Annotated in this window: 23 protein-coding genes, 7 tRNA genes and 1 pseudogene; 3 read left to right on the top strand and 28 right to left on the bottom strand. The window is 41.0% G+C overall.

The genetic code is table 11. The features are described 5' to 3' along the window. Positions 1 to 9: 9 nt before the first annotated feature. The 18 genes from L1271_RS01985 to L1271_RS01900 form a co-directional block, all read right to left on the bottom strand. A complete protein-coding gene (locus L1271_RS01985; RefSeq protein WP_102057199.1) occupies positions 10 to 759 on the bottom strand; it encodes a nucleotidyltransferase domain-containing protein in 750 nt (249 codons plus the stop codon). Positions 760 to 770: 11 nt separating this feature from the next. Then, positions 771 to 1,667, bottom strand: coding sequence for an RES family NAD+ phosphorylase (locus L1271_RS01980; protein WP_010606655.1), 897 nt, complete (start codon positions 1,665 to 1,667; stop codon positions 771 to 773). A 3-nt stretch (positions 1,668 to 1,670) separates the two neighbouring features. Next, a complete protein-coding gene (locus L1271_RS01975; RefSeq protein WP_235366643.1) occupies positions 1,671 to 2,669 on the bottom strand; it encodes a prenyltransferase/squalene oxidase repeat-containing protein in 999 nt (332 codons plus the stop codon). Positions 2,670 to 2,680: 11 nt separating this feature from the next. Then, positions 2,681 to 3,478 carry a glycosyltransferase family 2 protein gene (locus tag L1271_RS01970; RefSeq protein ID WP_102057201.1) on the bottom strand — a complete coding sequence of 266 codons (798 nt, stop codon included), beginning with the start codon at positions 3,476 to 3,478 and terminating at the stop codon, positions 2,681 to 2,683. Then, positions 3,475 to 4,509, bottom strand: a complete 1,035-nt coding sequence (locus tag L1271_RS01965) for a hypothetical protein (protein WP_010606652.1) — start codon at positions 4,507 to 4,509, stop codon at positions 3,475 to 3,477. Before L1271_RS01965 ends, L1271_RS01970 begins: the two co-directional genes overlap by 4 nt. Positions 4,510 to 4,512: 3 nt before the next feature. Beyond that, positions 4,513 to 5,397, bottom strand: coding sequence for a glycosyltransferase family 2 protein (locus L1271_RS01960; RefSeq protein ID WP_010606651.1), 885 nt, complete (start codon positions 5,395 to 5,397; stop codon positions 4,513 to 4,515). Between the two features lie 14 nt (positions 5,398 to 5,411). Further along, positions 5,412 to 6,344, bottom strand: coding sequence for a glycerophosphodiester phosphodiesterase family protein (locus tag L1271_RS01955; protein ID WP_010606650.1), 933 nt, complete (start codon positions 6,342 to 6,344; stop codon positions 5,412 to 5,414). Next, the gene (locus L1271_RS01950; RefSeq protein WP_010606649.1) at positions 6,341 to 7,045 is read right to left on the bottom strand and encodes a hypothetical protein; all 705 of its coding nucleotides are present in this window, start codon (positions 7,043 to 7,045) and stop codon (positions 6,341 to 6,343) included. Before L1271_RS01950 ends, L1271_RS01955 begins: the two co-directional genes overlap by 4 nt. Continuing rightward, the gene (locus L1271_RS01945; protein WP_102057203.1) at positions 7,042 to 8,262 is read right to left on the bottom strand and encodes a glycosyltransferase; all 1,221 of its coding nucleotides are present in this window, start codon (positions 8,260 to 8,262) and stop codon (positions 7,042 to 7,044) included. The genes L1271_RS01950 and L1271_RS01945 overlap by 4 nt, the downstream gene beginning before the upstream one ends. A 15-nt stretch (positions 8,263 to 8,277) precedes the next feature. Next, entirely contained in the window at positions 8,278 to 9,144 is an 867-nt protein-coding gene (locus L1271_RS01940; RefSeq protein ID WP_102057204.1) for a phytanoyl-CoA dioxygenase family protein, read from the bottom strand. Next, positions 9,137 to 10,039, bottom strand: coding sequence for a phytanoyl-CoA dioxygenase family protein (locus L1271_RS01935; RefSeq protein ID WP_102057205.1), 903 nt, complete (start codon positions 10,037 to 10,039; stop codon positions 9,137 to 9,139). The genes L1271_RS01940 and L1271_RS01935 overlap by 8 nt, the downstream gene beginning before the upstream one ends. Next, entirely contained in the window at positions 10,032 to 11,615 is a 1,584-nt protein-coding gene (locus L1271_RS01930) for a carbamoyltransferase C-terminal domain-containing protein (RefSeq protein ID WP_158299122.1), read from the bottom strand. Before L1271_RS01930 ends, L1271_RS01935 begins: the two co-directional genes overlap by 8 nt. Then, positions 11,609 to 13,066, bottom strand: coding sequence for a hypothetical protein (locus tag L1271_RS01925; protein WP_235366642.1), 1,458 nt, complete (start codon positions 13,064 to 13,066; stop codon positions 11,609 to 11,611). Before L1271_RS01925 ends, L1271_RS01930 begins: the two co-directional genes overlap by 7 nt. A gap of 12 nt (positions 13,067 to 13,078) precedes the next feature. Further along, positions 13,079 to 13,942 (bottom strand): hypothetical protein, encoded by an 864-nt coding sequence (locus L1271_RS01920; protein WP_235366641.1) that lies wholly within the window; start codon positions 13,940 to 13,942, stop codon positions 13,079 to 13,081. A 27-nt stretch (positions 13,943 to 13,969) separates the two neighbouring features. Next, the gene (locus tag L1271_RS01915; protein WP_010606642.1) at positions 13,970 to 15,172 is read right to left on the bottom strand and encodes a hypothetical protein; all 1,203 of its coding nucleotides are present in this window, start codon (positions 15,170 to 15,172) and stop codon (positions 13,970 to 13,972) included. Next, the gene (locus tag L1271_RS01910; RefSeq protein ID WP_102057209.1) at positions 15,165 to 16,835 is read right to left on the bottom strand and encodes an ATP-binding cassette domain-containing protein; all 1,671 of its coding nucleotides are present in this window, start codon (positions 16,833 to 16,835) and stop codon (positions 15,165 to 15,167) included. The genes L1271_RS01915 and L1271_RS01910 overlap by 8 nt, the downstream gene beginning before the upstream one ends. Before the next feature lie 28 nt (positions 16,836 to 16,863). Continuing rightward, the gene (locus tag L1271_RS01905; protein ID WP_227386972.1) at positions 16,864 to 17,811 is read right to left on the bottom strand and encodes a polyprenyl synthetase family protein; all 948 of its coding nucleotides are present in this window, start codon (positions 17,809 to 17,811) and stop codon (positions 16,864 to 16,866) included. A gap of 335 nt (positions 17,812 to 18,146) precedes the next feature. After that, entirely contained in the window at positions 18,147 to 18,473 is a 327-nt protein-coding gene (locus L1271_RS01900) for a hypothetical protein (RefSeq protein ID WP_442960403.1), read from the bottom strand. Between the two features lie 128 nt (positions 18,474 to 18,601). Between L1271_RS01900 and L1271_RS01895 the strand changes: the two are divergent. Further along, positions 18,602 to 19,162: pseudogene (locus L1271_RS01895) on the top strand (IS30 family transposase); the annotation flags it as partial. A 259-nt stretch (positions 19,163 to 19,421) separates the two neighbouring features. On the opposite strand, the gene L1271_RS01890 reads toward L1271_RS01895, so the two are convergent. From L1271_RS01890 to dnaQ, 9 genes are all read right to left on the bottom strand, one after another. Continuing rightward, positions 19,422 to 19,498: transfer RNA gene (locus L1271_RS01890), tRNA-Asp, on the bottom strand. Between the two features lie 29 nt (positions 19,499 to 19,527). Further along, positions 19,528 to 19,604: transfer RNA gene (locus tag L1271_RS01885), tRNA-Asp, on the bottom strand. Between the two features lie 41 nt (positions 19,605 to 19,645). After that, positions 19,646 to 19,722, bottom strand: a tRNA-Asp gene (locus L1271_RS01880). Positions 19,723 to 19,771: 49 nt separating this feature from the next. Next, positions 19,772 to 19,848: transfer RNA gene (locus L1271_RS01875), tRNA-Asp, on the bottom strand. 32 nt (positions 19,849 to 19,880) lie between these two features. Continuing rightward, positions 19,881 to 19,957: transfer RNA gene (locus tag L1271_RS01870), tRNA-Asp, on the bottom strand. A gap of 32 nt (positions 19,958 to 19,989) precedes the next feature. Continuing rightward, positions 19,990 to 20,066, bottom strand: a tRNA-Asp gene (locus L1271_RS01865). 30 nt (positions 20,067 to 20,096) lie between these two features. Further along, positions 20,097 to 20,173, bottom strand: a tRNA-Asp gene (locus L1271_RS01860). A 110-nt stretch (positions 20,174 to 20,283) separates the two neighbouring features. Further along, positions 20,284 to 21,654, bottom strand: coding sequence for a TIGR03503 family protein (locus tag L1271_RS01855; RefSeq protein WP_235366640.1), 1,371 nt, complete (start codon positions 21,652 to 21,654; stop codon positions 20,284 to 20,286). A gap of 97 nt (positions 21,655 to 21,751) precedes the next feature. Continuing rightward, positions 21,752 to 22,465 carry a DNA polymerase III subunit epsilon gene (gene dnaQ, locus L1271_RS01850; protein WP_102057213.1) on the bottom strand — a complete coding sequence of 238 codons (714 nt, stop codon included), beginning with the start codon at positions 22,463 to 22,465 and terminating at the stop codon, positions 21,752 to 21,754. Between the two features lie 69 nt (positions 22,466 to 22,534). Between dnaQ and rnhA the strand changes: the two genes are divergently transcribed. After that, entirely contained in the window at positions 22,535 to 23,005 is a 471-nt protein-coding gene (gene rnhA, locus L1271_RS01845) for a ribonuclease HI (RefSeq protein ID WP_010606636.1), read from the top strand. Between the two features lie 63 nt (positions 23,006 to 23,068). Here the strand turns inward: rnhA and L1271_RS01840 are convergent, their stop codons facing one another. Then, positions 23,069 to 23,818, bottom strand: coding sequence for a class I SAM-dependent methyltransferase (locus L1271_RS01840; RefSeq protein WP_010370946.1), 750 nt, complete (start codon positions 23,816 to 23,818; stop codon positions 23,069 to 23,071). 52 nt (positions 23,819 to 23,870) lie between these two features. Between L1271_RS01840 and gloB the strand changes: the two genes are divergently transcribed. Then, entirely contained in the window at positions 23,871 to 24,638 is a 768-nt protein-coding gene (gene gloB, locus L1271_RS01835; RefSeq protein WP_211866629.1) for a hydroxyacylglutathione hydrolase, read from the top strand. The last annotated feature ends 31 nt before the right edge of the window (positions 24,639 to 24,669 follow it).

The raw sequence follows: 24,669 nt of genomic DNA, 5'->3' as shown, positions 1-24,669 counted from the left end.
CATCATCCCTTAATTTTCAATGGTATTGATCACCTGTTCAACGCCCATAGACAGCACCGACTCTTTCACTGCCACCACACCGCCAAGAGCATCAATCACCAAATGATACAAGGCATCAATGTTTTCCATTCTCAGCTCTTGAGGATTAGGTGCCATAGCAGATTCAAATTGCTGGTGCACTTTAGGATCTATCGCTTTGAGTTGTCTTGTTGATTCGCGAAAGCCCTGTAGCCCCCAATGACAATGCAGACGAATAAAAGCATCAGCCAAATTAAGCAATAGTTTTGAACAAGCAAATTCAAAAAATCCGGGATGATCTTTAACCTGATGGATTTTGCGATGCAGGCTTTCAATCACCAGCGCTTTTTCCCGTCTGGCATCATGAGGAAAGGTCTCATCAATAGACTTGGCAGTAATATCTATAGCGTATTGCTTTAGTTTTTCAGCTATGCCGTTTGGATCTGACACAATAGTGGCTTCCAACATATGTTTGATGGTAGGACCATGCCTTCGGCTAAGCAGTTCAAGTAAGAAATCTTCAGTCACATAACGAAATTCAAATTCCAACCCTTCATTAAACACTTTCTTTTTATATGAAATATCTTCGCCATCGCGTATCAAAATCAAATCAATATCGCTGCCAGATTTAAATCTGCCTTTAAAATATGAGCCGTAGCCCATCACAGCAAGCACTTCATCGTCTTGTTTAAGTTTTTCGATTTCTGCATCGAATTTTTGATTCACTAATTCTAAACCCATCTTCATTTTCCCTAAAGTTGGTTACTCGATGTTATTGCTTCTATAGTTACCACTTCGACCAATGAGTCGAGTATGGGCCTGCCGAACATGGCAATATTCTCTACCACCTTCGAATTATTTTGTTGTTTAGCCTTAGGATCGATTTTTGCCAGAATAGTAGATGTAGCCGGATAGATAATGCCATCAAAACCAGCCTGTTTAGCCAACACCGCAATTCTGCGAGTCAGAGGATAAGAAAAACGACTAAACATAAATACCATATGCAAAGCTTTTTGCAGCGGTTCGGCTGCAATACAAGTCAAATCCAGCAATTTTAAATGTGACGTCGGGCGCAATGTCGCAACAAAAAGGCTATCATTTGCCGCCGCCCGGCACTCATGAATACATATCTGAAGATTTTGCGATGCATACATGACAGGCATGTTATCCGAATCAAGTCGTCCCGAACCCAACAATTCATCTGGAGGGCTATCATATTCTGCTGAATTTTGTGGCTGCTCTGGCGATACTCTTATACGGTAAAATTGATCTGATGGGGTTAAAACCCGAACCGGATAACTCTCTAACGCTCGCAGTAGTATCTGGGAATCAGTATTCTCCAAATAGGCATCATTAATGGCATTTTCAATGCACAATATATCCTGTTTCAGGGTTTTCCCCAGACTGCTTGACAACTTTTGCTGTTTATTGCGCTCTATATTCTTATCATTGTAATAAGCAGCCTTAGCTATTTCCCCGTGCAAAAAGCACTTATCAGCCAATTCAATAACCATAGCGCCACTTAAACAATGGCCTTCAGTCGAATCGCAATGAGGGCACCCAGCTAAATCAGCGACAAACAATTCCTCAACATATCTTTTCAAACCCGGATTGTTAAAACAATCAGAACACAATACAACAGCAGACATCCGCTATACCTTATAGCCTTGGCTCAACTGCCAATATCGATTCAACATCATCAGCACCTGAGCACTACAAAAGACGTCTTCATTTTTCTTGATTTTGACATTCGGATGAGGAAATACCCCACCATGCCAGCAACCGTTTTCACTTTGTTGGCTAAGCAACCATTTAAGGGCTTTTTGAACGTTAGGATCATCTAATTGAATGCCCGTCGCCAATAAAGTTTTTAGCCCCAATACCGTATGCAAAGACTCACTGATCTGATTTTCACCATCAGTTTGGCCACTAACCAGACGTCCATCACTTTGTTGCTCAGATAAAACAAAACGTTGCGCTTTAGCAAGATAACTATCAAAACGGCCATTATCATTTAAGCGCTGCAACAACTCGCAAATTGGAGCCATCAGATAAAACGGCGTTTCATAATATTGCCAATGTTGACCCCAAGTACCATTAGCCAACTGTCCTTCAGTTAAAAATGTCAGTGCTTGTAAAAAATATTTAGGCTCAGTATCAACCCTAAGCAAAGCCAACATGGCAAAAGCGGTGACACTAGGCAAGTGCTGTACATCTTCGCTTACCGCCGGATTTTCGATTCTCCAACGACCATCATTAAGTTGTTTCTCACAGATATATTGCGCTTGATTTATCACATCGGTGCGCAGAGGAAATTGTCGTTCTAGCAAGGTCTTTAATAATTGTAGATATTCACTGGAAGTCTCAATGCAATATAAATCCGTGCGTTTTGCTGAGTCTGGCACCATACCATCATCAGTTTCGCTACTGGCCAAAAACGCCATAGCGGCACTTAGCACAGCATCATTTTGCAAACTTTCCTGCTCAGCCCACAAAGTGATAGCCATAGCCGCTTCAATAGTTTCCCAAACATCAAAAGTGCCGTAATTAGCAGCTGTAATTGCTCCATTGGCTTTTTGTTGCTGACGCAAATAAGCCAACCCTTGTTCGCAGGCATCTTTGAGTTGTGTTGTAGAAATTCCTGTTGTCATATGTATCCCTTTTAAAATTCCTTCAAACTAAAATCTTCATCATTAGGCGTATTGCGATAAAACTCTTGGCTTAAGCCAGTTTTAATTTTCTTACGCAAATCGGCCATTTTCTGTTTATAAGCTGCACGTATAGGCGATTGATAGCCAGTCGTCTCATCGGTAGTCAACGACTTAGCTTGTTCTATTTTTACATAGAGAGGCTCACTTAAATTACGCACCTTTTTGCAATGTACAGCACGTAAGGTAAACTCATCGTCCGCACCAATTCGAGTAGAACCATCAAATCCACCTAAAGTGTCAAAACAGCTAAAGCGCACTAATTGAGAGGGTTGATAACTGATGTATTTAATCCCCACTTTATGGGCAAGATAAGGCATCTTATAAAACCGTTTAATGTAATAACTATCGCCTTTATCTAAATCCGACATGACTTCCATATAAGCAGAGCCAAGTATATCGATATTGCTGTCTCTCATCCCATCATATAAACGGTCTAAACGCATAGCCACACTGAAGTCATCAGCATCGTGAAAGGCCAAATATTCAGTATCCAACTGCTGGATAATGGCATTTTTCATCCGATAAGTACCAACATTTTTACTGGCACGAAACAAACGAATAGGATGTTTGCTTAGTTGTTTAGTTTTATCTAACTGCTGTTGCAACTGAGCAAAGACATCATCTGATGAGGCATCGTCCATTACCAATAATTGAATATCTTTAAGACACGTCAAAGACAATGACTCAATAGCCCTACTAATCAAATGAGGTTGATTATAATGAGGAATAGCAATACTGATACGGCTCATTCGTCACCACCAGATGAAGCAGACCACACAATTCGTTTTAACGGTTTGTCTATCAGCACTCTTAAAAGCAATTCAAAGGTCACTAACAAATAACCAAAATAGAGTAAAGACTTTACAACCAGTTGACGATTAAACTTCAAAGGCCGTGCAAACAATGGTGCAAACATAATATTGTGATAAATATATTTAGCTTTAGTCTTATCGAACTTATGCAATAAGATCATATGACTAAGACTGATACGGCGAAAACGAATTAACTTTTGTTTAAGATTCAAATCGGTCAAATAATAAATTTTGGCCGCTTCAATAACCTGTATTCCATTCATAGGTTGACCATCCAAACACAGATTGGCAAATGTTAGATAGCCATCATCACTGATATCTCTTTCATCAAAGTCATGCTCAACAGCATTGAGCTTAAACAGCACACAGCCTTGGGGGTATTTATTTGGTTTAGTCCTTGGAAGTTTTAAGTAACGCTGCTCAATAAAATCTTGCGGATTTTTAACTTGAACATGCACTGGACCTACGATGCAATTGTGTCGCACATAAATACTACCAATTAATGTTTCCATAATATTGTCAGACAACAGCAAATCACCATCACACCAACCAAATAATTCACTTTGTTTTTCTTTAGCACATTTAATTGCTCTTTTGATCATAGCGATTTTATTGGCTTTATTTTGCTTTATCAGTGTCACATGTACATTAGATTTAGCCAATTTAGCGCATAAATCAGCAATAATTTGCTGGTATACACTTTGTTGCCAATTTCCCTGAATGCCTAAAATCAACTGAGCACTAGAGATCAACCCACTTTCAAGCTGTGAATTCAATTGTTCACACACTTGACAAACACAACGATAAAACGCGGCAATATTATCATTTGGCAATACCAAAGGTAGTAAAAAACTCAATTGGGCAGTATCACCTTCGCGGATGAATTCAACTTGAGCATCAAAACGGCCAAAATCAGCTTGCCAAGTTTTCCCAATGAGCTTACGCATTTGATTAAATAAAAAAGACATTGATTAGCTACTTCCACAGGCGGCCAGCAACATCCCCCACTGGCGGCAAATTTTCATTTGATAACGGATAGAGTGTGCAGGGTGCCAACACAGCAGCGCCAATCTAACTAAATTAACCAAAAATCTGGCGAAAATTTTTAAGCTAAAAATGAAGCCACTGCGATTTTGATGAAAAATTTTGACATTAGTTTGGCCGACTCTAAAGCTACGCTTACGCACCCAACTTTTAGTTGCTCTTAGTTGATCATAATCTTCATAAGCCAAAGCCTTACCCTCATAGGCAAACTTAGCACCTAAAGCTTTAGCCCGGTGGAAAAAGTCGGTATCCTCACCACCTGAAATGCCAAATTGCAGATCGAACAATTGCCCGTGCATCTTTTGATAAATAGCCTTAGTTATCAAAATATTGCAAGAACTCAACGCCATTGAATCATGACTGCTCATCAATTGATGGCGATAGAAAAAAGGCACTTGACTCATCCAAGGTTCAACCTTAACTAAAAAGTTAGGAAGTGTATTACCCTGGACAATATCCGCTTCGCTTTGCAATTGACAATTAACCAACTGGTTAAGCCAATCACAATCTACTATTTCATCATCATCTACCATAGCAATGACACTAAAGTCATGTTCTTCAAATACCATCTGCAACAACATATTGCGAGCTACAGAAATATTGGCAGGCGCAACGGCACGAGTATGCAAAGTAAAACGATAATCGGCTAACCTGCTAGCCAACAAATTAACTGCTGATTGACTGTGATTATCATTGTCCACTACAAAAACACAAAATTGTGCAGAAAATTTCAGTTGATTAATTGAATCAAGCAAACGTAACAACGACTTTGGCCGTTGATAAGTTGGAATTCCTATGGCTACCTTATGCATCACAATACAACTAGCTATAAACTACCTTGGGACAAAGCAGCAGGCGCGTTGCCACTAATTAAACCAATACCATGCAGCAACAAATTATCACTGTGTTGATAGCTTTGATGTTTGGTCCATAAATAAACTCGGCTACCATGCTGTTGCGCTCTGGCAGCAAACTGTTCAGGCCACCCCCACAAGTATTCAGCAAATTCAGGTGACACAATAATGATGCGGTTTTTACACGAATTAGGATAAGACTCACTCCAACCAACCAGCGCGTAATCAATCAGACAAGTCTTTAAATCCCGTTGGGTAATACTGTTCACTTGCGGATTGAGGCTATGAATATAATCCACAACCTGAGCATTGCCGATATGTACAATTTGTTGCTGCATTTGAGGCTCTAAAGTATCGATAAACTCCAACAAAATACGCGATGCACGTTTAGCGGTGGTTTTTAGATTCAACCAGTAAGTAACATCTGGATCTGTAACTAAAGTCTCTAACAAAGCTATTCTTAATCCTTGATTGCGATAAGGAAAAGTTTTGCCGCCATCTAGGGTATAACCGTAGCCAGCATCTAAATCTTTTATTTGCTCCCAAGTCAATTGGTGAACTTTACCTTCACCATCAGTAGCACAGCTCAAGTCATTATCATGAAACGCCACCAAACGGTTATCACGAGTTAACTGCACATTCAAATGAATATTACGTACACCGTTTTTGATTTGTTGCTCAACCGCCGCCAGCGTGTTTTCGATTAAACCACTTTCACTTGCCGTAATACTTTGAGCCATACAACCAGTTTGCTTGAGTTTAAGATAGTCCACCACCAAACCACCGCCACGATAAGCAACAACATCACCTTGGTGGCGCAATTGAAACTCAGGGCTTTTAAAAAAACCAACAATGACTGTACCAACCAATGCCAATATCAGCAGTATGTTAGCAAGCTTCTTCATCTTTGATCCTCGGAATATTTTTCATTAAAGCGCTGTTGCAACCAATTAAAGTTGTTAATGAAGCTAGCGTGATCTTCTCCTGTTGCACTACATTGACGATAAAACTCTATACCTTCAACACAACCCCGTGCAACCCATTGCGCATATTCAACATCCTCTTTAACATTGGACCACTGTCCTAAGCGTTGTTGACGTATAAATTCTTCCCGCACTCGCTTTCGCGGCACACTCAATTTAACCGACTCGCGAAACGCTGCACGCCACGCATGAAAAGCGCTAGCATTAATAATAGTGGTAGAAGCAACCACATCCACTGGCTTGTATCGCTTACTTAGCGACATTGTCATATCGCCCCAAAACTCATCGACCGTAGCAAAAACTCGTTTATTAAACAGTTTTACCCCACCATTGCCATAACACAACCCATTGACCGAATTGATACAACGCCAAACATAAGTGGTGTCGTCACACAACTGTGATTCAGGTAAGGCAAAATCAAACTCAGAATGAATTTTATTATCACCATCAACAACAAAAAACCACTCACCACTAACCGCTTGAGCTGCTAATTTATGCGCATTGAGAATACCATCAACACCATGAACCCGCTTAACTTTTGGAAAACGTCTGCGTAAATTTAGCCAGTTATCCTCAGCACACAGCTCATCATATGAAATAAAAACAATATCGTACTGCATCATAATTCTCGCAATAAACTAGCCAAGGCATGAGATTGCTTGCCTTGGTTAAATAATTGACTAACTTTAGCTACAGCCTGTTGCCCAATATGAAGACGCATATCAGATGTAAAATTAGCTATTAGTTCAATCTTCAACGAAAGCCCTTCAATATCACCTTCTGCAACCAAAAAACCATTCTCACCATCATCGACCAACTCACCAATCCCCGAATGAAAACTCGACAACACAACTTTTTTCATGGCCATAGCTTCCATCAACACTACTGGCACCCCTTCCATATCACCGTTATCCGCAGTCTTAGAAGGCAACAACAAAACATCAGTTTGCGCCATAAGCTGCAAAGTTTTGTGATGGGCCAAAGCACCGTGTAATGTCACTCGATCCTCAAGTTCTAGTTCTCTAACCGAATTTTCACAAATTAGGTTTAACTCGCCATCACCGACAATATCAAAATGAAAATTGACTCGATTAGAAACTCTGGCCAAAGCTTCAAGAGCATCCAGTATCCCCTTCTTTTGAGTCAGGCGACCAACAAACAGGACACGCAATAACCCCGCATCCATTTTATGGTACTCAGCCAATTGAGCTAGTTGTTCAATATTCACTCCCATATGCATAACATCAACTTTCTCTCGCGCACAGCCCAAAGACGTGATCTTATCTTGCATAAAACGGCAGACCGATAACACCTTATCCGCTTGAGTAAATAACTTATGATAATGTGGTGTTAAATCTTTAAACGCTGGAAGCTTAGTAAGTTCATAGGCATGTAAAACACTAACTAACGGCCCTTGTATATAGCCAAACTGCTTTAACTGTGCCGCCATAACGCCTGCTCCCCCAAAATGAGTGATGACAATCTCATCAGCCGCAATACGCTTAGGACCTGAAACAATTTTATACAGTAACTTAGTGCGGTAATGTTTAGCATTTAAATTATCCCAGCGCTGTTTAAACTTACCTTGAGAATAAGGATGTAATAACCAACGAAGCATACGCCCTTTTGAATAAACTAAATCTTGCTCACCAATAACATCGACTTCACACCGAGCCAACAGCGGATGCTCGTTAGCCAAATCCACATGATTACTCTGTTCTGAACAAGCTACTGTGACCACTCGAACGCTAATCCCCTGCTGCAACAAACCCAATATTTCTTGGCGAATAAAGGTTTCACTCAGCTCCGGAAATCTTTCGAGAAAATAGACTATTTTCATCCGTTTAAACCAAATTTATCCAGCCTTTAACCGACGCTCTGGTAAATCTGTCGCAACACCGTGTAAAACTGGACACATGATCGAATCGGCTATATCAACATAAAAATTCGGTTGTGGCGGCTCGTTTGTAACATGAATAGGATCGCTAAACAGCAACTTGTTATGCTCAAAACGCAAATGCAATACAAAAGTTTTACGGGTACGACCTGAGAGTAAATTATCAGTGGCATGGATCAAACGACTATCATGAAAAGTCACATCACCACGCTTAGATAGATATTCCACCACATTCCACTTAATACCTGTCTTTTGGGCAAACTGCTGTCCCAATTCATCCAACGGTTTACGGAAACTGAATCCAGACACTTCGCGCTTATTCAGCGGCTCAAGTCGGTGAGAATTTTCAACATAAAGAATTGGCGCATCATCACTGTTAACATCTTCAAGAGCGATATGAGCTGTAATCCAGTGACCACTAAACAAATGTTTACCGTATTGACCGTCTTGATGCCAACTTATGTTGTACTCTAAACCTTCACCGGGCACCTTGTTAACCAAGTGAATAAAAAATGCCTGAGCAAAATCACTATTCATCAAGCGACTAGACAATACCCCAATCCCAGCTTCCATCAATAAACCAACCAAAGCAGGATCTGCCACAGTAGGATAAGAAACACGAGTAAGGTATTTTTCTGAATCTTTCGGAGGGTGAGTACGACGAGGTGGCGGATTACCACTAACATATTCTCCAGCCATAATACGGTCATAACAAGCCTCTAGCTTATCTAGCATTTGCTCGTTAAGTAGCCCTTCAAATTTTACCAAGCCAGTATCATTCAATTGCTTTTGATGAGCAGACATATCATAGTATTTATCAAACACAGTTTAGTTCCTCAAATGTTTGTTTAGGCGCAGCAAAACCGACCAAATCAGTAGCAACACCATGAATTACCGGACACATCAATTGATCGGCAAAGTCCAAGTAATAACTAGTTTGTGGCGGATTATTCCGAATTAAAAACGGTTCGTTGATCACCAACGGGTTATGACTAGTACGCATATGAATACTAAAGGTCTTACGGGTTTTACCACTGCGTAGATTGTCCGAAGCGTGAATTAAACGACTGTGATGAAAATTAACATCACCGCGCTTAGAAGTATGATACTTAACCTTCCAAGGTACATTTAAACGCTCAGCTAATACCAAGCCATGCTCATACAAATCAGCCTTAAAGGCCTGCCCAGTAATTTGTCCTTTATGTAAACCTTGTTTGAAAGTCGGTAAATGATGTGAATCTTCAATATACAATACTGGCGCATCATCTTCATTAACATCAGATAAAGTAATGTGAGCGGTGATCCAATCTCCTTCAAATAACCAAGGAGAATATTGTCCATCTTGATGCCAGCCGATATTAAACTCAGGCCCCTCGCCGGGCACCTTATTAATCAATTGAATACCCCAAGCCTGAACAAAATCACTCTCGCTTAATGCATTGGCCACAACCCCAATTCCAGCTTCCATTAATAAGCTGACCATTTGCGGATCTGCAATTGCCGGACAAGAAATTCTGGTCAAATTATCGTATGAGTCATTTGGCATATGAGTGCGATTAGTCGGTGGCACACCTGTTAGATAATTACCTTCAATAATACGGTCAAAACAAGCTTCAAGTCTTTCAAGCAAATCTTCACCTATTAATTTTTCGAAACCAACAACACCATTATCTAGATAATGTTGCCGCTTTTGATTAAAATCATATTGGCACTCAAACAAAATGCCCCCTCCTTGCAATCAAATCACCAAATACATAAACATCAACATCTCTGTCGGCAAAATCATTGATTACATCTTCTGGTGTCAAACAAATTGGCTTGCCACGACCATTAAGAGAAGTATTAATCAACGCCCCAACACCACTAAACTTTTCATATGCTAGTAATAACTCATGAACTTTAGCATTATCTGTTGAGCTAACGATTTGCAAACGCGACGTGCCGTCAACATGAGTAGCCTCTGGGATTAAGTCCGAGTCAATATCATAATTAAACAACATATATTTTGACGGAAATATATCATTGGTGATTTTAGCCAAAGACTCTTCAGCAACTATCGCCGCTAAAGGGCGATACCATTCACGAGACTTAACCATATGATTGAGTCTATCTTTCATTCCATGAGCCTGACAACTTGCAAATAATGAACGATTACCCAAAGCTCTTGGTCCCATCTCAGATTTACCCTGATACCAAGCAACAACCTCATGATTGTGTAGATATTTTGCTAATTTTTGCGCTGTATAGTCCTCGACAATAAAACCTTGCTTTTCAAGCCAGTCACGCTCAACTGTATAGCTTTCACCACAGCTATATACAGACACAGGCTCAAGTAAATGACCTTTCAATTGTAACTGGGCAAATATCGCCGCTCCCAAACTTTGACCTGAGTCATTGCAAACAGGAGGTACAGAATAACGTTCACCATAGCGCTGCCACAGCAGAGTATTCACCATAAGATTCAATGCGCAACCACCAGACATGGAAACTGAGAGGTCCTCATCAGTAACAATGTGACTAACATGCTCAACCACTGTCTGAGCGAACAATTGTTGTAAAGTCGCCGCCAAATTAGCCTTAACTTTAAACGTCGGTTGCCCTATATATTGTTTAAACAACTTAGCTAAAAACTTAGGTCTTTCAACTACTGAATAATCATAAAGATTATGTGGTGCAGCCAAAATCATCTCAGCATATCTCGGTTCATATTCACCATATGCCGCCATACCCATCACTTTGCCTGCAGCTGAAGGAGATTTTTCTATGCCCATCATAACCGCAAGAGAAGTCCAACCCATACCAGAGCCAAACCAAGGCAATTCATTGCAATGAGTAATAGTTAATTGTTTGCCATCACGACGAACCACACAATTACGTGAAAAATGCCCCCGCCCTTCATTAACAAAACACAGCTGTTTTTCCGCGGGTTTAGCATATTGAAAGCCAACCATTGCATGGCACATTTCATGGGCAACAACAAAACATTTAACTGACTTACCTGTAATCAGAGTTTTAGACTCAAAATAGAAGTTATGCTGGTCAATACCTTGATTCAACGTTTCAAAATCATCGATTTTTGCGACTTTATTGCTAACGTGAGTACTAAAAGACACCACATCGACCCTTTGCAACAAATCGGCCTTATGCTCTTTTAGATAATCCAGGGTAGTTTGAATTTTTCCATCGTGTTTGACCCGAGATAATCGCTCGGTTTCAATCGACCAAATCAATTCTCCATTTTCAACAAAGCTAACAGCCGAGTCATGACCTATTGAGTGAACCCCCATAATCAACATGATGCTGCTTCCTGCGCTTGTTTGGCCGCAACCCATTGTTCATGCATCATTGCTAATAAACGCACAGTCCGATTAGTGGTCAGGCGCAAAGCTCCAAACTCCTCAATATACATTTGACTAATCTGTTCGATATTGAGCTTTTGCAACAGCAACACCAAATCCTCTGGTGAAGTAACAACTTTGTCAGTCAACTGAGCATCAACAAACATATTCATCATTGCCTTAGCGCTATCTGTCATCTCAACTTGATGCTCAGACATTTTAGCTTCAAGACCAGCAATCAGTTGAACCTTGCACTGACCTATTTGCCCAAGAACTTTTTGCTCTTCGGTAGGTAGTTGTAACCATGCTAAGTTAGGCCTTAAATTAATCGAATCACCAGCCAAATACTTCAATACATTGGTTCTTAGTTCACAATAAGCCTGTGGCGAGTCAACCAACTCAGCAATCTTGTTGTAAATATCTTTCCAATCATCTCTGATACAACCAAGTTGATGCTGCTCAAGGTACTGTGCTCCCCACTCTTCCATTGGCAATCCAGAACGCAAACCCAACACAGGTTGCTTACCAAGTACAGCTTCGATCAATGTATTAATACTACCTTTACCAACATACACAGTGCCTTTTTTACCAAGTTCGGCCACTAAAGCTAAAAAATCCTTTTGTTGCAGACCATCAAGGACTTTTGCACGGCCCGGATAATCACGGGCGCTTTGTTCAGCTACCGCCAGCTCTTCAGCATCATTGATCACAATATAATGAAGGTTTAAATTGGTGTTTTTCAACAACTCTTGATACAACAATGTATATTTACGCCCACCGCGATTACTTACCAAAATCACATCTGTCAATTCACTAACTTGCTGCGTATCAGCTAAATTTTCCATTTGCACCGAAGAGATATAACCAAAATCATGAATTTGTGTTGCAGGCACTTTCACTATATCGCGCAGATATTCAGTTGCAGCAGGTAAACGAGTCAGATATTTCATACCGCTATCAATTGCACTACGGTGAACATCCATACTAAAGTGACCGTGATTAGTCACATAGTTATATAATTGTTCCGGCATTTTCTTAATTTTCTGGGCTGCTAACATACGAGCCACCACACCTTTAGTGCAGATAACGGTCGTAGGTTTACGCTGTTCAATCGCCTCAAGCAAAGGCAAATATTCAGAAAAATCTTGCTCTTCGGTTTGCTTAGCCACCCTATGATCTAAACGGGTAACAATATTCAAATAATTATCAAATACTTCATCACTATTAGCGGCACTCTTTACCGCCATCTTAATGTCTTGACCCACTTGAACAAAATTGTCAATATAATCATCACCAGCAATCAAATCCACAAGCTGACCCGAGGTCTTAGTCAAAAACGCCTGCAACTGTTTAGCAGCCAGAAAATTCCCAAATTCTCCCCAGGACTTCATACATACAATTAAAATCATCCTCAAGTCCTCTTATTGTGCATTCATAGTAGTAGTAATGTAATCAACTATATCCAAACGAATTTGAGCAAATTGCTGCTGACAATCTTGACTCCATATGCTTTCAAGCAGTTTGCTCAAAGTACTGTATTCCCTATCAAGAACTTGCAAAGCAGCATTAATGCGGATTTGAACGTCAGATTTAGATTGCTCAAAAGTCGCCTTATCCATAACTTCAAAAATAATATTCTCACCTTGGATTTCGACATCTTTAGTAAAATCAATGGCATCATCAATCAAACAACAAATACGACCGAAATAACGGGTCGCTTCAATGAGGTTATGGTCATTTTGTTGTGGTAAAGCATCAACAAAATCTCTGGCAATCATCGCGAAGAAACTACCGATGCGGTCAGTAGAAACATATTCGTCACCATTTTCCCCCTTTGCTTGGGCTATTTTACTTTGAATAATGGAGTCGTAGAGTCCTTTACAAGTCTGCTTAATATTATCTAAACGACTTTTCTCACCGCTGCTTCTTTCAGCAATTGCTAACATCATGATGTAAAAGACATACATATCTTTATCGCCGACCCTTTCGTCGCCATCAATAAAGTCGTCGGCGATACTAGTAGACAAGCTAAACAGTAAACTTTGCATCACACTTTCAATGCGCTCAGGCCATTGCGCTTGAGGAATATCGCAAACACGAAATAAAAACCAAATTGATGGGTATCCCATGCACTTTGACGAAAAGTATTGAGCCGACTGACCCAATACAGAACTAATAAGAGGGCCGTATTCTTGCAAATGCTCACAAACCTGTTGAGATACTTGATTGCGGACAGGTGTCGCATCCAAGATGCGCTCAAGCGCATCAGAAACATATTTATCCATGGACTATTCCTTATTATCAATGACAAATTAAACGATATACGGGAAGAAAATCCCAAACACATACTCATAGAGTTTTACCCCTTCAAGGGTAATAAAGGCTTGAGTTGAATTACCATGAACTAACTTAAAGTCTTTCATATCCACAATATCAATAATCACTTCAGCACGACCATCCTTTACTCCCATAATGGTTTTAACCTTTCCTTTAATAGAACCATACTTAAGATAATTATATGCGCTGAGTTTAACTTCAACCTCTTTACCCAAGGCGATATCGAGAATGTGCTTTTCATCGACATAACCTTTGGTAACAAAGTGCTGTCCTTCAGGGTAGATGGTGTAAACCAATTCGCCTTTTCTATATTGGGTTTTGCGAATGCCATTGAGACTTTCAAACTCAACTCGGCCATCAACTTCAGCCTTGCCCTGCAAGCGGTTATGATTTTTTTCCAATTGCGCTAACTCTAATTCTTTAAGTTTTAGGCTATCGGCAAACACTTTAGCTTCGTTTTCCAATACAGATAAAGTCACCGCCATATCGCGCTGACGGGTTAAACCTATCTGTTGTTGGCTTTGTTGATTTTTTAATTGCGCCAATTTCAGCTGTTGTTGATGAATATCTTGCTCCATCTCAATGATTTCCGCTCGCTTATGGAATAAATCCTGTTGATAGCGGATTTTGCGGTCTTTAGAGATATGACTTAAATTAGTCACTCCTTCGACAAAGGTCGATTGCTTAAGATAATCCTTATTAAGTAAAGTCAATTCTTGCTTCAACCTAACCAGCAGGTCTTCGATCATGATAATCTCAGCCTTTATACTTTTGACTTCAACCTCTTCAAACTGACTGAGCATAGCCACCGAACTTCGAGTTTGCTCTATTTTCTGCTTTAAAGCCTGCGCTTGCACTTGATCGCGGATCTCTTCTTGCCGAAGCAAAACCAACTGATCCTTAAGCTGAATATTTTCCGCTTGGTACATAGACATATCGGACACCACTTTACTCCCATCAGGCACCTGATATTGATCAATAATAATATCTCGCTCAGCGTAATGAAGGACAGGTTCGGGAACGATATAAATAAACGCTTCTTCCAGCACCACTCGCAATTGAATCGTTACCGCCAATGACGCCACTAATGCAATAGAAAATAACCAAAAAGTCACTTTTAACAACTTAGAGCGAGCTTTTCTCAATTCACCGTGAATATTGTCATTGACCTCATGCATATGCCACATCCTTGCGTTTATCAGTCTGTTTACTATCCGACAGACGTTTAGTTAACGTCAGAAGTTCACTGCGTTCACTATCAATAGTAAAATCATGGGCAACATAAAGAATGATACAGTTTGTTTTCTGATTAATAAGCTCACCAACAATCTTACTAGTGTGCTTATCTAAACCACGAAACACCTCATCAAACACCAATATAGGCTTATTCGACAAATACACTCTCAAAAACAAGATAATCTGTCTTTGTCCCTCAGAAAAAGGATTCACCCTATCACTAATTTGCGTATGCAATTGCTCCGGCAAAGCTGCAATTACAGACCATAGACCTATTTTCTTAAGTAAATCAACGACCGTTTCTTGTTCGATTGCTTGGCCTAAAGTAATGTTTTCCCACAGCGTAGTAGTAAACAGAATGTCATGGGGAAAGTACGCCGCACAATGGTTAATACGACGGTTTGAGTTAACCAAACGCTCGCCAATTTTAAAAGAAAATTCGCCATCAATGGGGTCAAACAAACCGACCAACGACTTACAAAAAGTCGTTTTACCTGCACCATTAGCACCAACCAATTTATAAATTCGATTAAGTTTAAAGGTAGTATCAGGTACATCACAAACAGCCTTACCATTAACCCCAACCTTAAGACCACAAACACTTACTTGCTCAATTGGCTGACATTCAACAGGTTTATCATTCAACTCCTTTTCATTGATACTGACACTATCCAAAAACTCCCGATAACGCTTTAGAGTTATACTAGTGCGCTTCAATTGCATAAAAGACATCAATATTTGCATTGTGGTTTTCATCGAAATTTCAGAAAATGCCATTAAAGTCAACATTTCACCTAAAGTGAACTTATTTAAAGACAAAATACTTATCACCACAATTGCTCGGATAGCAATACTGCTAACAGTACGGACGACAGAAGTACTAGTTTGAATTTTTTGCTGTAAAAACGACACATCCCGCTCACGATTGAGAAAATCCTCCATACGAGCAGTACATCGTTTAAAGACTTGACTTTTATAATTATTAGCGCGGATAGTTTCCCGCCCATCAACAATATCATCGACTACAGACAAAAAATCTGATTTAATTTGAAAACGCTGGGTTTCATACTCAACAGTTTTAGGAACGGCTTTAAGGTAGATCACCACCAACAACCCCAAACTGATAGCCATCACCAAACCTATCAGAGGGCTCATATACAAAATAATCGAACTAAGAACAAAGATGGTCAAAAAGCTAACGGCGATATCAACTTGCAAAGTTAAATAATACTTTTTGATATTCTGAGCATCATAAATCCTCTGAATCAAACTGCCCTTCTTATAACTGTTTAATTCAGGGATTTTGGCCGTAAGTAAGGCCACCAAATACTTATCTAAATGATGGTAATCGAGAAATTTTTCTAACACCACTCGATAACTTCTAGACAAATACCCGATAGTCAAATTTAGAGTTTCGTAGCAAGCATAAAACATTAAGAAGATTAGCAAAAATCGCATATCCCCCGACGGAATAACGCTATCGATAAGATACTGGGTAAAAAACGCCGTAAACGAGCCAATTAAACTAATTAGCAAAGCGAAAACAAACAATACCCGAATATGTTTGGAGTAAGAAAAACTAAGTTTTAAACGTTTAAAAAGCATAGACAAAACCAGATATAATACTCACAAACTAAATCGTATACTTAGTCAACATATGCCAAACGTAAGCATCTAAGTCACTCAGCGCTTGAGTATTTGGAGTATCGATTCGAGCAAGAAGAGCATGTGCCGCCTCTCGATGTTCAGCAAGAGTCACTTGAATCGCCTTTTTCACTTGTGTTCTGGTCATTGATTTTAAGTCATCTTTGTTACTGACCAAATCCACAATAGTCTTTTTACCATTTAACCGATCAAGCCCCGGCGTTTTACTTGTTTTCTCATCACCAATAAAGGCATCATAAAAATCATCTAGAATCTGCAAAATACGAGCAACTTCTCGGGCGTAATCAAACAAATGCTGACTAAGCTGTTCATTTTCATTAATCACACCAAGAATTTTCATCGGAAGAGAGATAATCGAGGAAGTTTTACCATCAATGAGTTTATAATAACTATCGAGATCTTCAGTATCAAAAGCATTAATATCCAATAGCTGACCATCAACTAATTCCATGCAAATATCACACAAATACAAACTGCAACCTGCAGCATATTTTGCCTTAACAGAATTAGCCAATTTAAATGCCAGACTAATAAGAAAGTTACCAGCCAAAATGGCAGTATCGGTACCATATTTTTTGTAAATTGTTGGCTCATTACGACGATAATCAGAATTATCCATAATATCATCATGTACTAACGCTGCCGCGTGTAACATTTCAATAGCAACAGCAACTTTCATTGCATCAGAAGCAGATTCTTGAGGTTCGTCATATACTTGGTTGGCCATGAGAACCAAAATCGCTCGAATACGTTTACCACCTTGAAGAGCATCACAAATCGGTTGATAGATATTTAAAAAACGAACCTTGTCCATTTCTTTTAAGATTTCATCATCAATTCTTTTTCTAAAAGATAACCAAGATTTCCCTTCCAAAACATCATTTGGTTGCTTAACTACGTCCATATCATCCATCATGCTTGCATATCCTTTTAATTTTCGAGACGCGGAATTATACCCAACTTTCTAAGTTTTACTACTAAAAAATCACATTTTACTTTCAGTTCACCCCTCATGCTTAACATAAAAACAACAACCAACCAAACTAAATAAACAGTCAAACAATCAAGAGTTCAAGGTAAAACAAAATTGAGCTTACTGCGCCCCTTCGCCATGTAGTGGGCTTTCCCCACCTCGCACTACTACGAGCGCTCCGGCCAATATATTTATCGATTTCAGACAGGTTCGTGGTTCAATTTAAAACATCCTTGTTAGCCCTGAACTCCGGGCACACGGTAAGTTATATCCCATGACTAAACTTCATTCGGTGTAGCAGCTGTAAAACTCGTGGGTTTAGCCACTTTTCTCAGTGCTTTGCTGCGACCACGATGATGTAATTGGTTTTCAGCCTTAAGCACACGATAGAAGCTTGAAACTGAGCCAAGATAGATATTGTTATCTAACAACCTAGGCACTATCTGTGAAGGCGGTAAGCTAGCAAATTCAGGCTCATTACAAACATCAACAATGGCTTGTTGCTCATGCACGGTTAGTTTATTACTTGGCACTGGACGCTCTGCCTCTGGGCCTTTGTCTGTTTGTACTATGCCTTGCTGATACCATCGTCTATACGTTCTCAAGCTGATATCCATTTCTCTGCAAGCTTTCTCTACAGCGCAACCCGATTGTTTTGCTTCTTGAATTAAATCAATGTATTGCTGCCTATGGTCAAGCTCTGTTAATCGCCCCCTGAGTCCTCCCCGAATAAGGGCACAGACGTTATCGTAAAGGTTGCCGAAGCAAACGTGTCATCATCCTAAATCGGGTTGGCATTGAGCATAAACCTGCGATTGTTGACATTAAAACACGGTTTGGTGATTGGGAAGTGGATACTGTACTTGGCAAGCATGGCACGGGTGCAATCGTTAGTCTGGTCGAACGTACAAGTAAGTTTTACCTGATACGCAACGTTCCAGCAAAAAGTGCAGCGCAAGTGAGCAGAGCGATGAGAGGCATGCTGTGGCGCTATCGACGTCATGTTCATACGATAACCGCAGATAATGGGAGTGAGTTTTGCGAGCATGAATATGTCTCAGATAAGCTAAAAACCGATATCTATTTTGCTAACCCCTACTCCTCATGGGAGAGAGGGTTGAATGAAAACTTTAATGGTCTGCTGCGTCAATATATTTGCAAAGGAACAGATTTACGAACGGTGACAGATAAGCAAATTGCGCATATAGAGCGGGCGATCAATGCGAGGCCGAGAAAATGTATAGGGTTTAGGCAACCTGTGGTGATATTCAATGAATTACGCAAAGCAGCCTAATTTAGCGAGTGGCGCACTTCGGACTTGAATTCGCGGGTAGCAATGAAGAGAAATAAAACAAAGATAAAAGATAGATATGCTAAGAAAAAACAAAGTTGATCATGAAAACCAAACCGCATTCTCGTGACCAATGAATACCATTTTTAAACGCCCACGGTCACCAAATGGTGATCATCTGATCACAGGATCAAATAACAATACAATAGAAAAAGAAAATTAGGAGATAAGTAATTGAAATATGAGAAGAGAAATTGCAAACTGGCGGAGTGGACGGGACTCGAACCCGCGACCCCCGGCGTGACAGGCCGGTATTCTAACCAACTGAACTACCACTCCGCAGTGATAGATTTGCAAGATATCTTAAATGGCGGAGTGGACGGGACTCGAACCCGCGACCCCCGGCGTGACAGGCCGGTATTCTAACCAACTGAACTACCACTCCGCAGAGATATCTTAATGACATTATTTTACTCGTTTTAGTGTTGGCGGAGTGGACGGGACTCGAACCCGCGACCCCCGGCGTGACAGGCCGGTATTCTAACCAACTGAACTACCACTCCAGCGAGTAAACAAGCTGTCATAAAGCTTGAATATAGTTATGCGATACATTGGCGGAGTGGACGGGACTCGAACCCGCGACCCCCGGCGTGACAGGCCGGTATTCTAACCAACTGAACTACCACTCCACTGAGTATTCGCATTTTTTGCTTCGAAGTGTTGGCGGAGTGGACGGGACTCGAACCCGCGACCCCCGGCGTGACAGGCCGGTATTCTAACCAACTGAACTACCACTCCATAAGAAGCAAATGCACGTTTGTAATAAGTATTGGCGGAGTAGACGGGACTCGAACCCGCGACCCCCGGCGTGACAGGCCGGTATTCTAACCAACTGAACTACCACTCCAGCGCGACTTATTGATACCACGAAGAAATTTGGCGGAGTGGACGGGACTCGAACCCGCGACCCCCGGCGTGACAGGCCGGTATTCTAACCAACTGAACTACCACTCCGCGTCATATTCTTGCAGTGTTTGCTGTAAGGTGTGCTCCCTGACAGCGGCGTGAATAATACGAATGACCCCCTCATGAGTCAACCGTTTTTTGAAAAAAAACCGTGTTTTTTAGTTATCTTTCATTGAAAGGTTCAAAATATCACCTGATTTATCATTTTTTGAACCATTCCCTGCTGCGTTATTTTCAGATGGTCCTAAATCATCAAGATCAATGACTTCTTCGGTTTTCTTAAATGGATTCTTTGGCATTGGTACTTTTAGTCTAATTGGCTTTTTTTGCACCAGAACACGAATGGCTAACCAACCGAGCAATAATACAACTAAGTTACCAGCAACAATAATACTGACTAATAGCGCTGTACTTATAGTCGGCTCTGGTTCTGGCTCGGGTTGTATCACTGCCGGTAACGCAGCGGCTTCCAATTCAGGCACTTTTTCAATGGGTCTTTCAATTTCAAAATTGTAGTTTGGCAACGTTGCCATAAACTCACGGCCATTGATATTTTCACCAAATACGGAGATTTCTACACTATAACGCCCCCAATCATAATTCTTGATTGGCAGCTGACGATAAAGCCGTTCTTCTGCATCTAAGGTAAACATCTGCTCTTCACCATTAGGGTAAAAGATTTTACCCTGTAGCAATATGGTCTCAGGTTTCACAACCGTGTCGTCTATCGTAATAGTAAGGCCATGTTCAAGCTCGTTTTCACCCGCTAGCATCAATTCAAAGTTGAATGGCGGCTCAGCGATAACAATAGGTGATTTGATCACTCTTCTTTTTAGAATGGGCGTTTCTATGAAAAATTCAGGCTGCCACTCTCCCGCAGGAAAGTTTAATTTAAACTCACCAGTAAAAATTCCATCCAAGGGTCTTTCATCAAACTCTCGGCCATCATCTTTAAAGTCGGTCACGCTTTGCGTACCTGCACCAAAGTTGGCATATTCATCGTTATTGGTACTAGAGAACTCCACATACAAAGTCACGACATCCCGGAAGTAACCCACATCTATCTGTTTGCCATCATTAGTCACGCGCCCTGTTACCTTCAGCACTTCACCACGGAATAATAGCGGGGGCAAAGCTTCAACTTCGAGTTCAATGTCACCAAGCACCATTATGCGGCTGTCTTTTTGGATCTGTCCGATGACTTGCCAAGGGCCTGGCGTTGGGTTCTTTAGAATGATCAAGTCATAACTGACTTCGTCATACCATCGTAGTGCATCATTATCCAGTGAACTGGTCGCATAATATTTACTACCATCAGGCTTCACAAGTACCACGGCGGGAGCGCCTGGGGCGCGAAAAAACAGTAAAGTGATCTCTTCAATATTATAATCAATACGAAAACGGTTATCTAAAAGAGGGATTTCATTTACCTTACCGTCCCGCTGCAACATCGTTATCTGTGGTGTTTGAGCGCCAACAACCGTACTTACTAGCAGTACAAACCCCAAGATAAGCTGTTTTAGATTCATGTATTAACCCTACATTGCGTTGATGGCCTGAGTGATCTTTTTTTGGGACAAAGCCCCTAGTTAAGCGTCTACTCCACCCCAACGATACCGATTATATTCATAATTGTTGCCACAGACTTTGTCCACAAGCTTTGTTTACAAGCTCTAAACGTTCTGTATGTGCTTGTTCTTCATCGGCAGAAGCACGTAAAACTTTAAGTGCAGGACGATTGCTGTCTAAACGAATAATGCCACCGGCTGAGTTAGCCTGATCACCTTTATTTTGATTTGCCAAATTCAGCTTTTTTTGGCCTCCCGTCATCGACAGGTAAACATCAGCAAGGATCTCGGAATCCAGCAAAGCGCCGTGCAGCGTACGCTTTGAGTTATCGATATCGTAGCGACGGCAAAGCGCATCTAGGCTGTTCTTCTGGCCCGGATGAAGATCCCTTGCCATCACCAAAGTATCTAGCACTTGACAATAGTCATGGGTTGCCGGAAAGCCTTGATTTAACTTAGCAAACTCGTGATCCATAAAGCCGACGTCGAACGGCGCGTTATGAATGACAAGCTCAGCTCCTTTAATATAGTCAAAAAACTCTTGCGCAATTTGATGGAAAAAAGGTTTATCACGTAAAAATTCGTTGGTGATACCGTGAACATCAATGGCTTCTTCTTCAATGTCGCGCTGAGGGTTGATATATACGTGGAAGTTATTCCCCGTTAGTCTGCGATTGACTAGCTCAACACAACCAATTTCAATGATCCTGTGCCCTGCTTTAGGATCAATACCTGTGGTTTCTGTATCCAGTACTATTTGCCGTGTGTGCATATCGTTGCTCGCTTAACTTTGCTATTATTTTGCCCTATTCGCACATTTTACATAAAAATAGGCAATTCAGTGCAAAAAACCGTAGAGATTTATACCGATGGCTCGTGTTTAGGCAATCCAGGTCCAGGTGGTTATGGTGTTTACCTTTCCTATCAAGGACATGAAAAAGAAATGAGTGCAGGGTATAAACTCACAACCAATAATAGAATGGAAATGCTTGCGGCTATTGTTGCACTCGAAACATTAAAGCGCCCCTGCGATATCATTCTGTATACCGACAGCCAATATGTTAAGCAAGGCATTGAGTCTTGGCTTGAAAACTGGAAAAAGCGCAATTGGAAAACCGCAGCCAAACAACCAGTAAAAAATGTCGATTTATGGCAAAGACTGGACGCTGCCACCAGCCGACACACGATCCAATGGCGCTGGGTAAAAGGCCACGCTGGAAATAAATATAATGAGCTTGTTGATGACTTAGCGCGTGAAGCGGCTTCAGGTCCAAACCTACTTGTAGATGAAGGCTACGAAGCCAGCGTCTAACTAAGGGATCATTCAATAACAAATAACAGCTCCCTTAAGATTTATATTAAGTAATAATACTCGTTATTCTTTATCTTGGCAGGTTTGTCTGAGTCCAGCCCCTTTCACAGCGGGTGTCCACTTAGGCTTTACATGCCACTTAGGTTTGATTGGAGTGAGCGGCATCACCCGCTTTCTTGCCACCAACATATACACGCTTCCCATCGGCTTTAAGTAATGACGGCAAAAACGACGCCATGGCGCAAAACGAGAAAGCCTCGAGCCTCGCGCTAAAGACGCATAAATAAAGCGCTCGTCACCAACAATTTCAAACCCGAGTAAATCTAGCCAATCCTTCACCCGCGATGGAGTAAAGAAGCGCCCTGACCAAGGTAGTTTTTCTTTACTAAAGGGAAGCATTTGCGCCACACCACATAAACTAAACGGATTAAAACCTGAGATCACAATATAACCTCCAGGAATAAGCGTTCGGTGGGCTTCGCGTAGAATATGATGCGGATCAGAATGATATTCTAAGCACTGGCTTAAAATACAAGCATCGACTGAGTTTTCGTAAAAAGGTAGCTCGTCAATTTCAGCAAATACTCCGACATGTTTGCCTTGTGGGGCAACACAAACTTGATGCTTAATCGGGCTGGCAGAGGTATTCATTTGACCGCTCAAACAGCCGAGTTTTAGCATGTGGTAACCAAACATTCTTGGTAGCCATTCATCCAGTCGTTTTTGGATCCCCACCTTTAAATATTCACCGTGAGGAAAGTCTTGCCACTCATCGGGTTTGGGTCCTTGTAAAAAACTTAACGCTGGTTTCATTTACTAAGCTCGTTATACTGGTGTTATTAATCACTTTATAGAGCATTGCGTTATGGTGCAAGTCGATGCAATCAAAGCATTTGATGACAATTATATCTGGGTGATAAAAGACCCTCGACGTTCAAACTGTTGGGTGGTTGACCCAGGTGACGAACAACCTGTTTTAGATTACCTCGCCAAGTTTGATTTAACACTCCAAGGCATATTAGTCACCCATCACCATTGGGATCATACTGATGGCATTGCCCCGCTTTTATCACATTTTCCCAGCTTAACAGTCTACGGGCCTAAAAATGGTAAATATAAAGGCATTACTCATGGCCTTAGTGAACACGATAAGATCACACTTTTTGATACCACGCTGAACATTATTGCCACCCCAGGTCACACGTTAGACCATATCTGTTATGTAAATGATGAACTGGCTTTTACGGGTGATACATTATTCAATGCTGGCTGCGGCAGACTTTTTGAGGGAACACCTAGCCAAATGTGGCACTCCTTTGAAAAGCTACTCACACTACCTGACACATGTAAAGTGTATTGCACGCACGAGTACACACTCGCGAACCTTGCTTTTGCTGAGGCCGTTGAGCCCACTAACCAAGCACTGATCCAGTATCACCAACAAGCAAAGTCATTACGTGCCAGTAACGAGCGCACGGTACCTACGACAATTGAACAACAAAAAGCAATCAATCCTTTTGTACGTGCCGCAAATGATGCCATTCTCACCCATGTTCCAACGCAATTTATCGCGTCAGAAAATACACCTGAAGCTCGCTTTAGTGCACTGAGAAAATGGAAGGATAACTTCTAAAATATTCAATAGTGACCTAATGTAACGCCAA

This window comes from Pseudoalteromonas sp. OF5H-5, from assembly GCF_021530695.1.
Taxonomy (GTDB): Bacteria; Pseudomonadota; Gammaproteobacteria; order Enterobacterales; family Alteromonadaceae; genus Pseudoalteromonas.
Note: the sequence above shows the minus strand (reverse complement) of the source record. Positions and strands in the feature narration are given on the sequence as shown.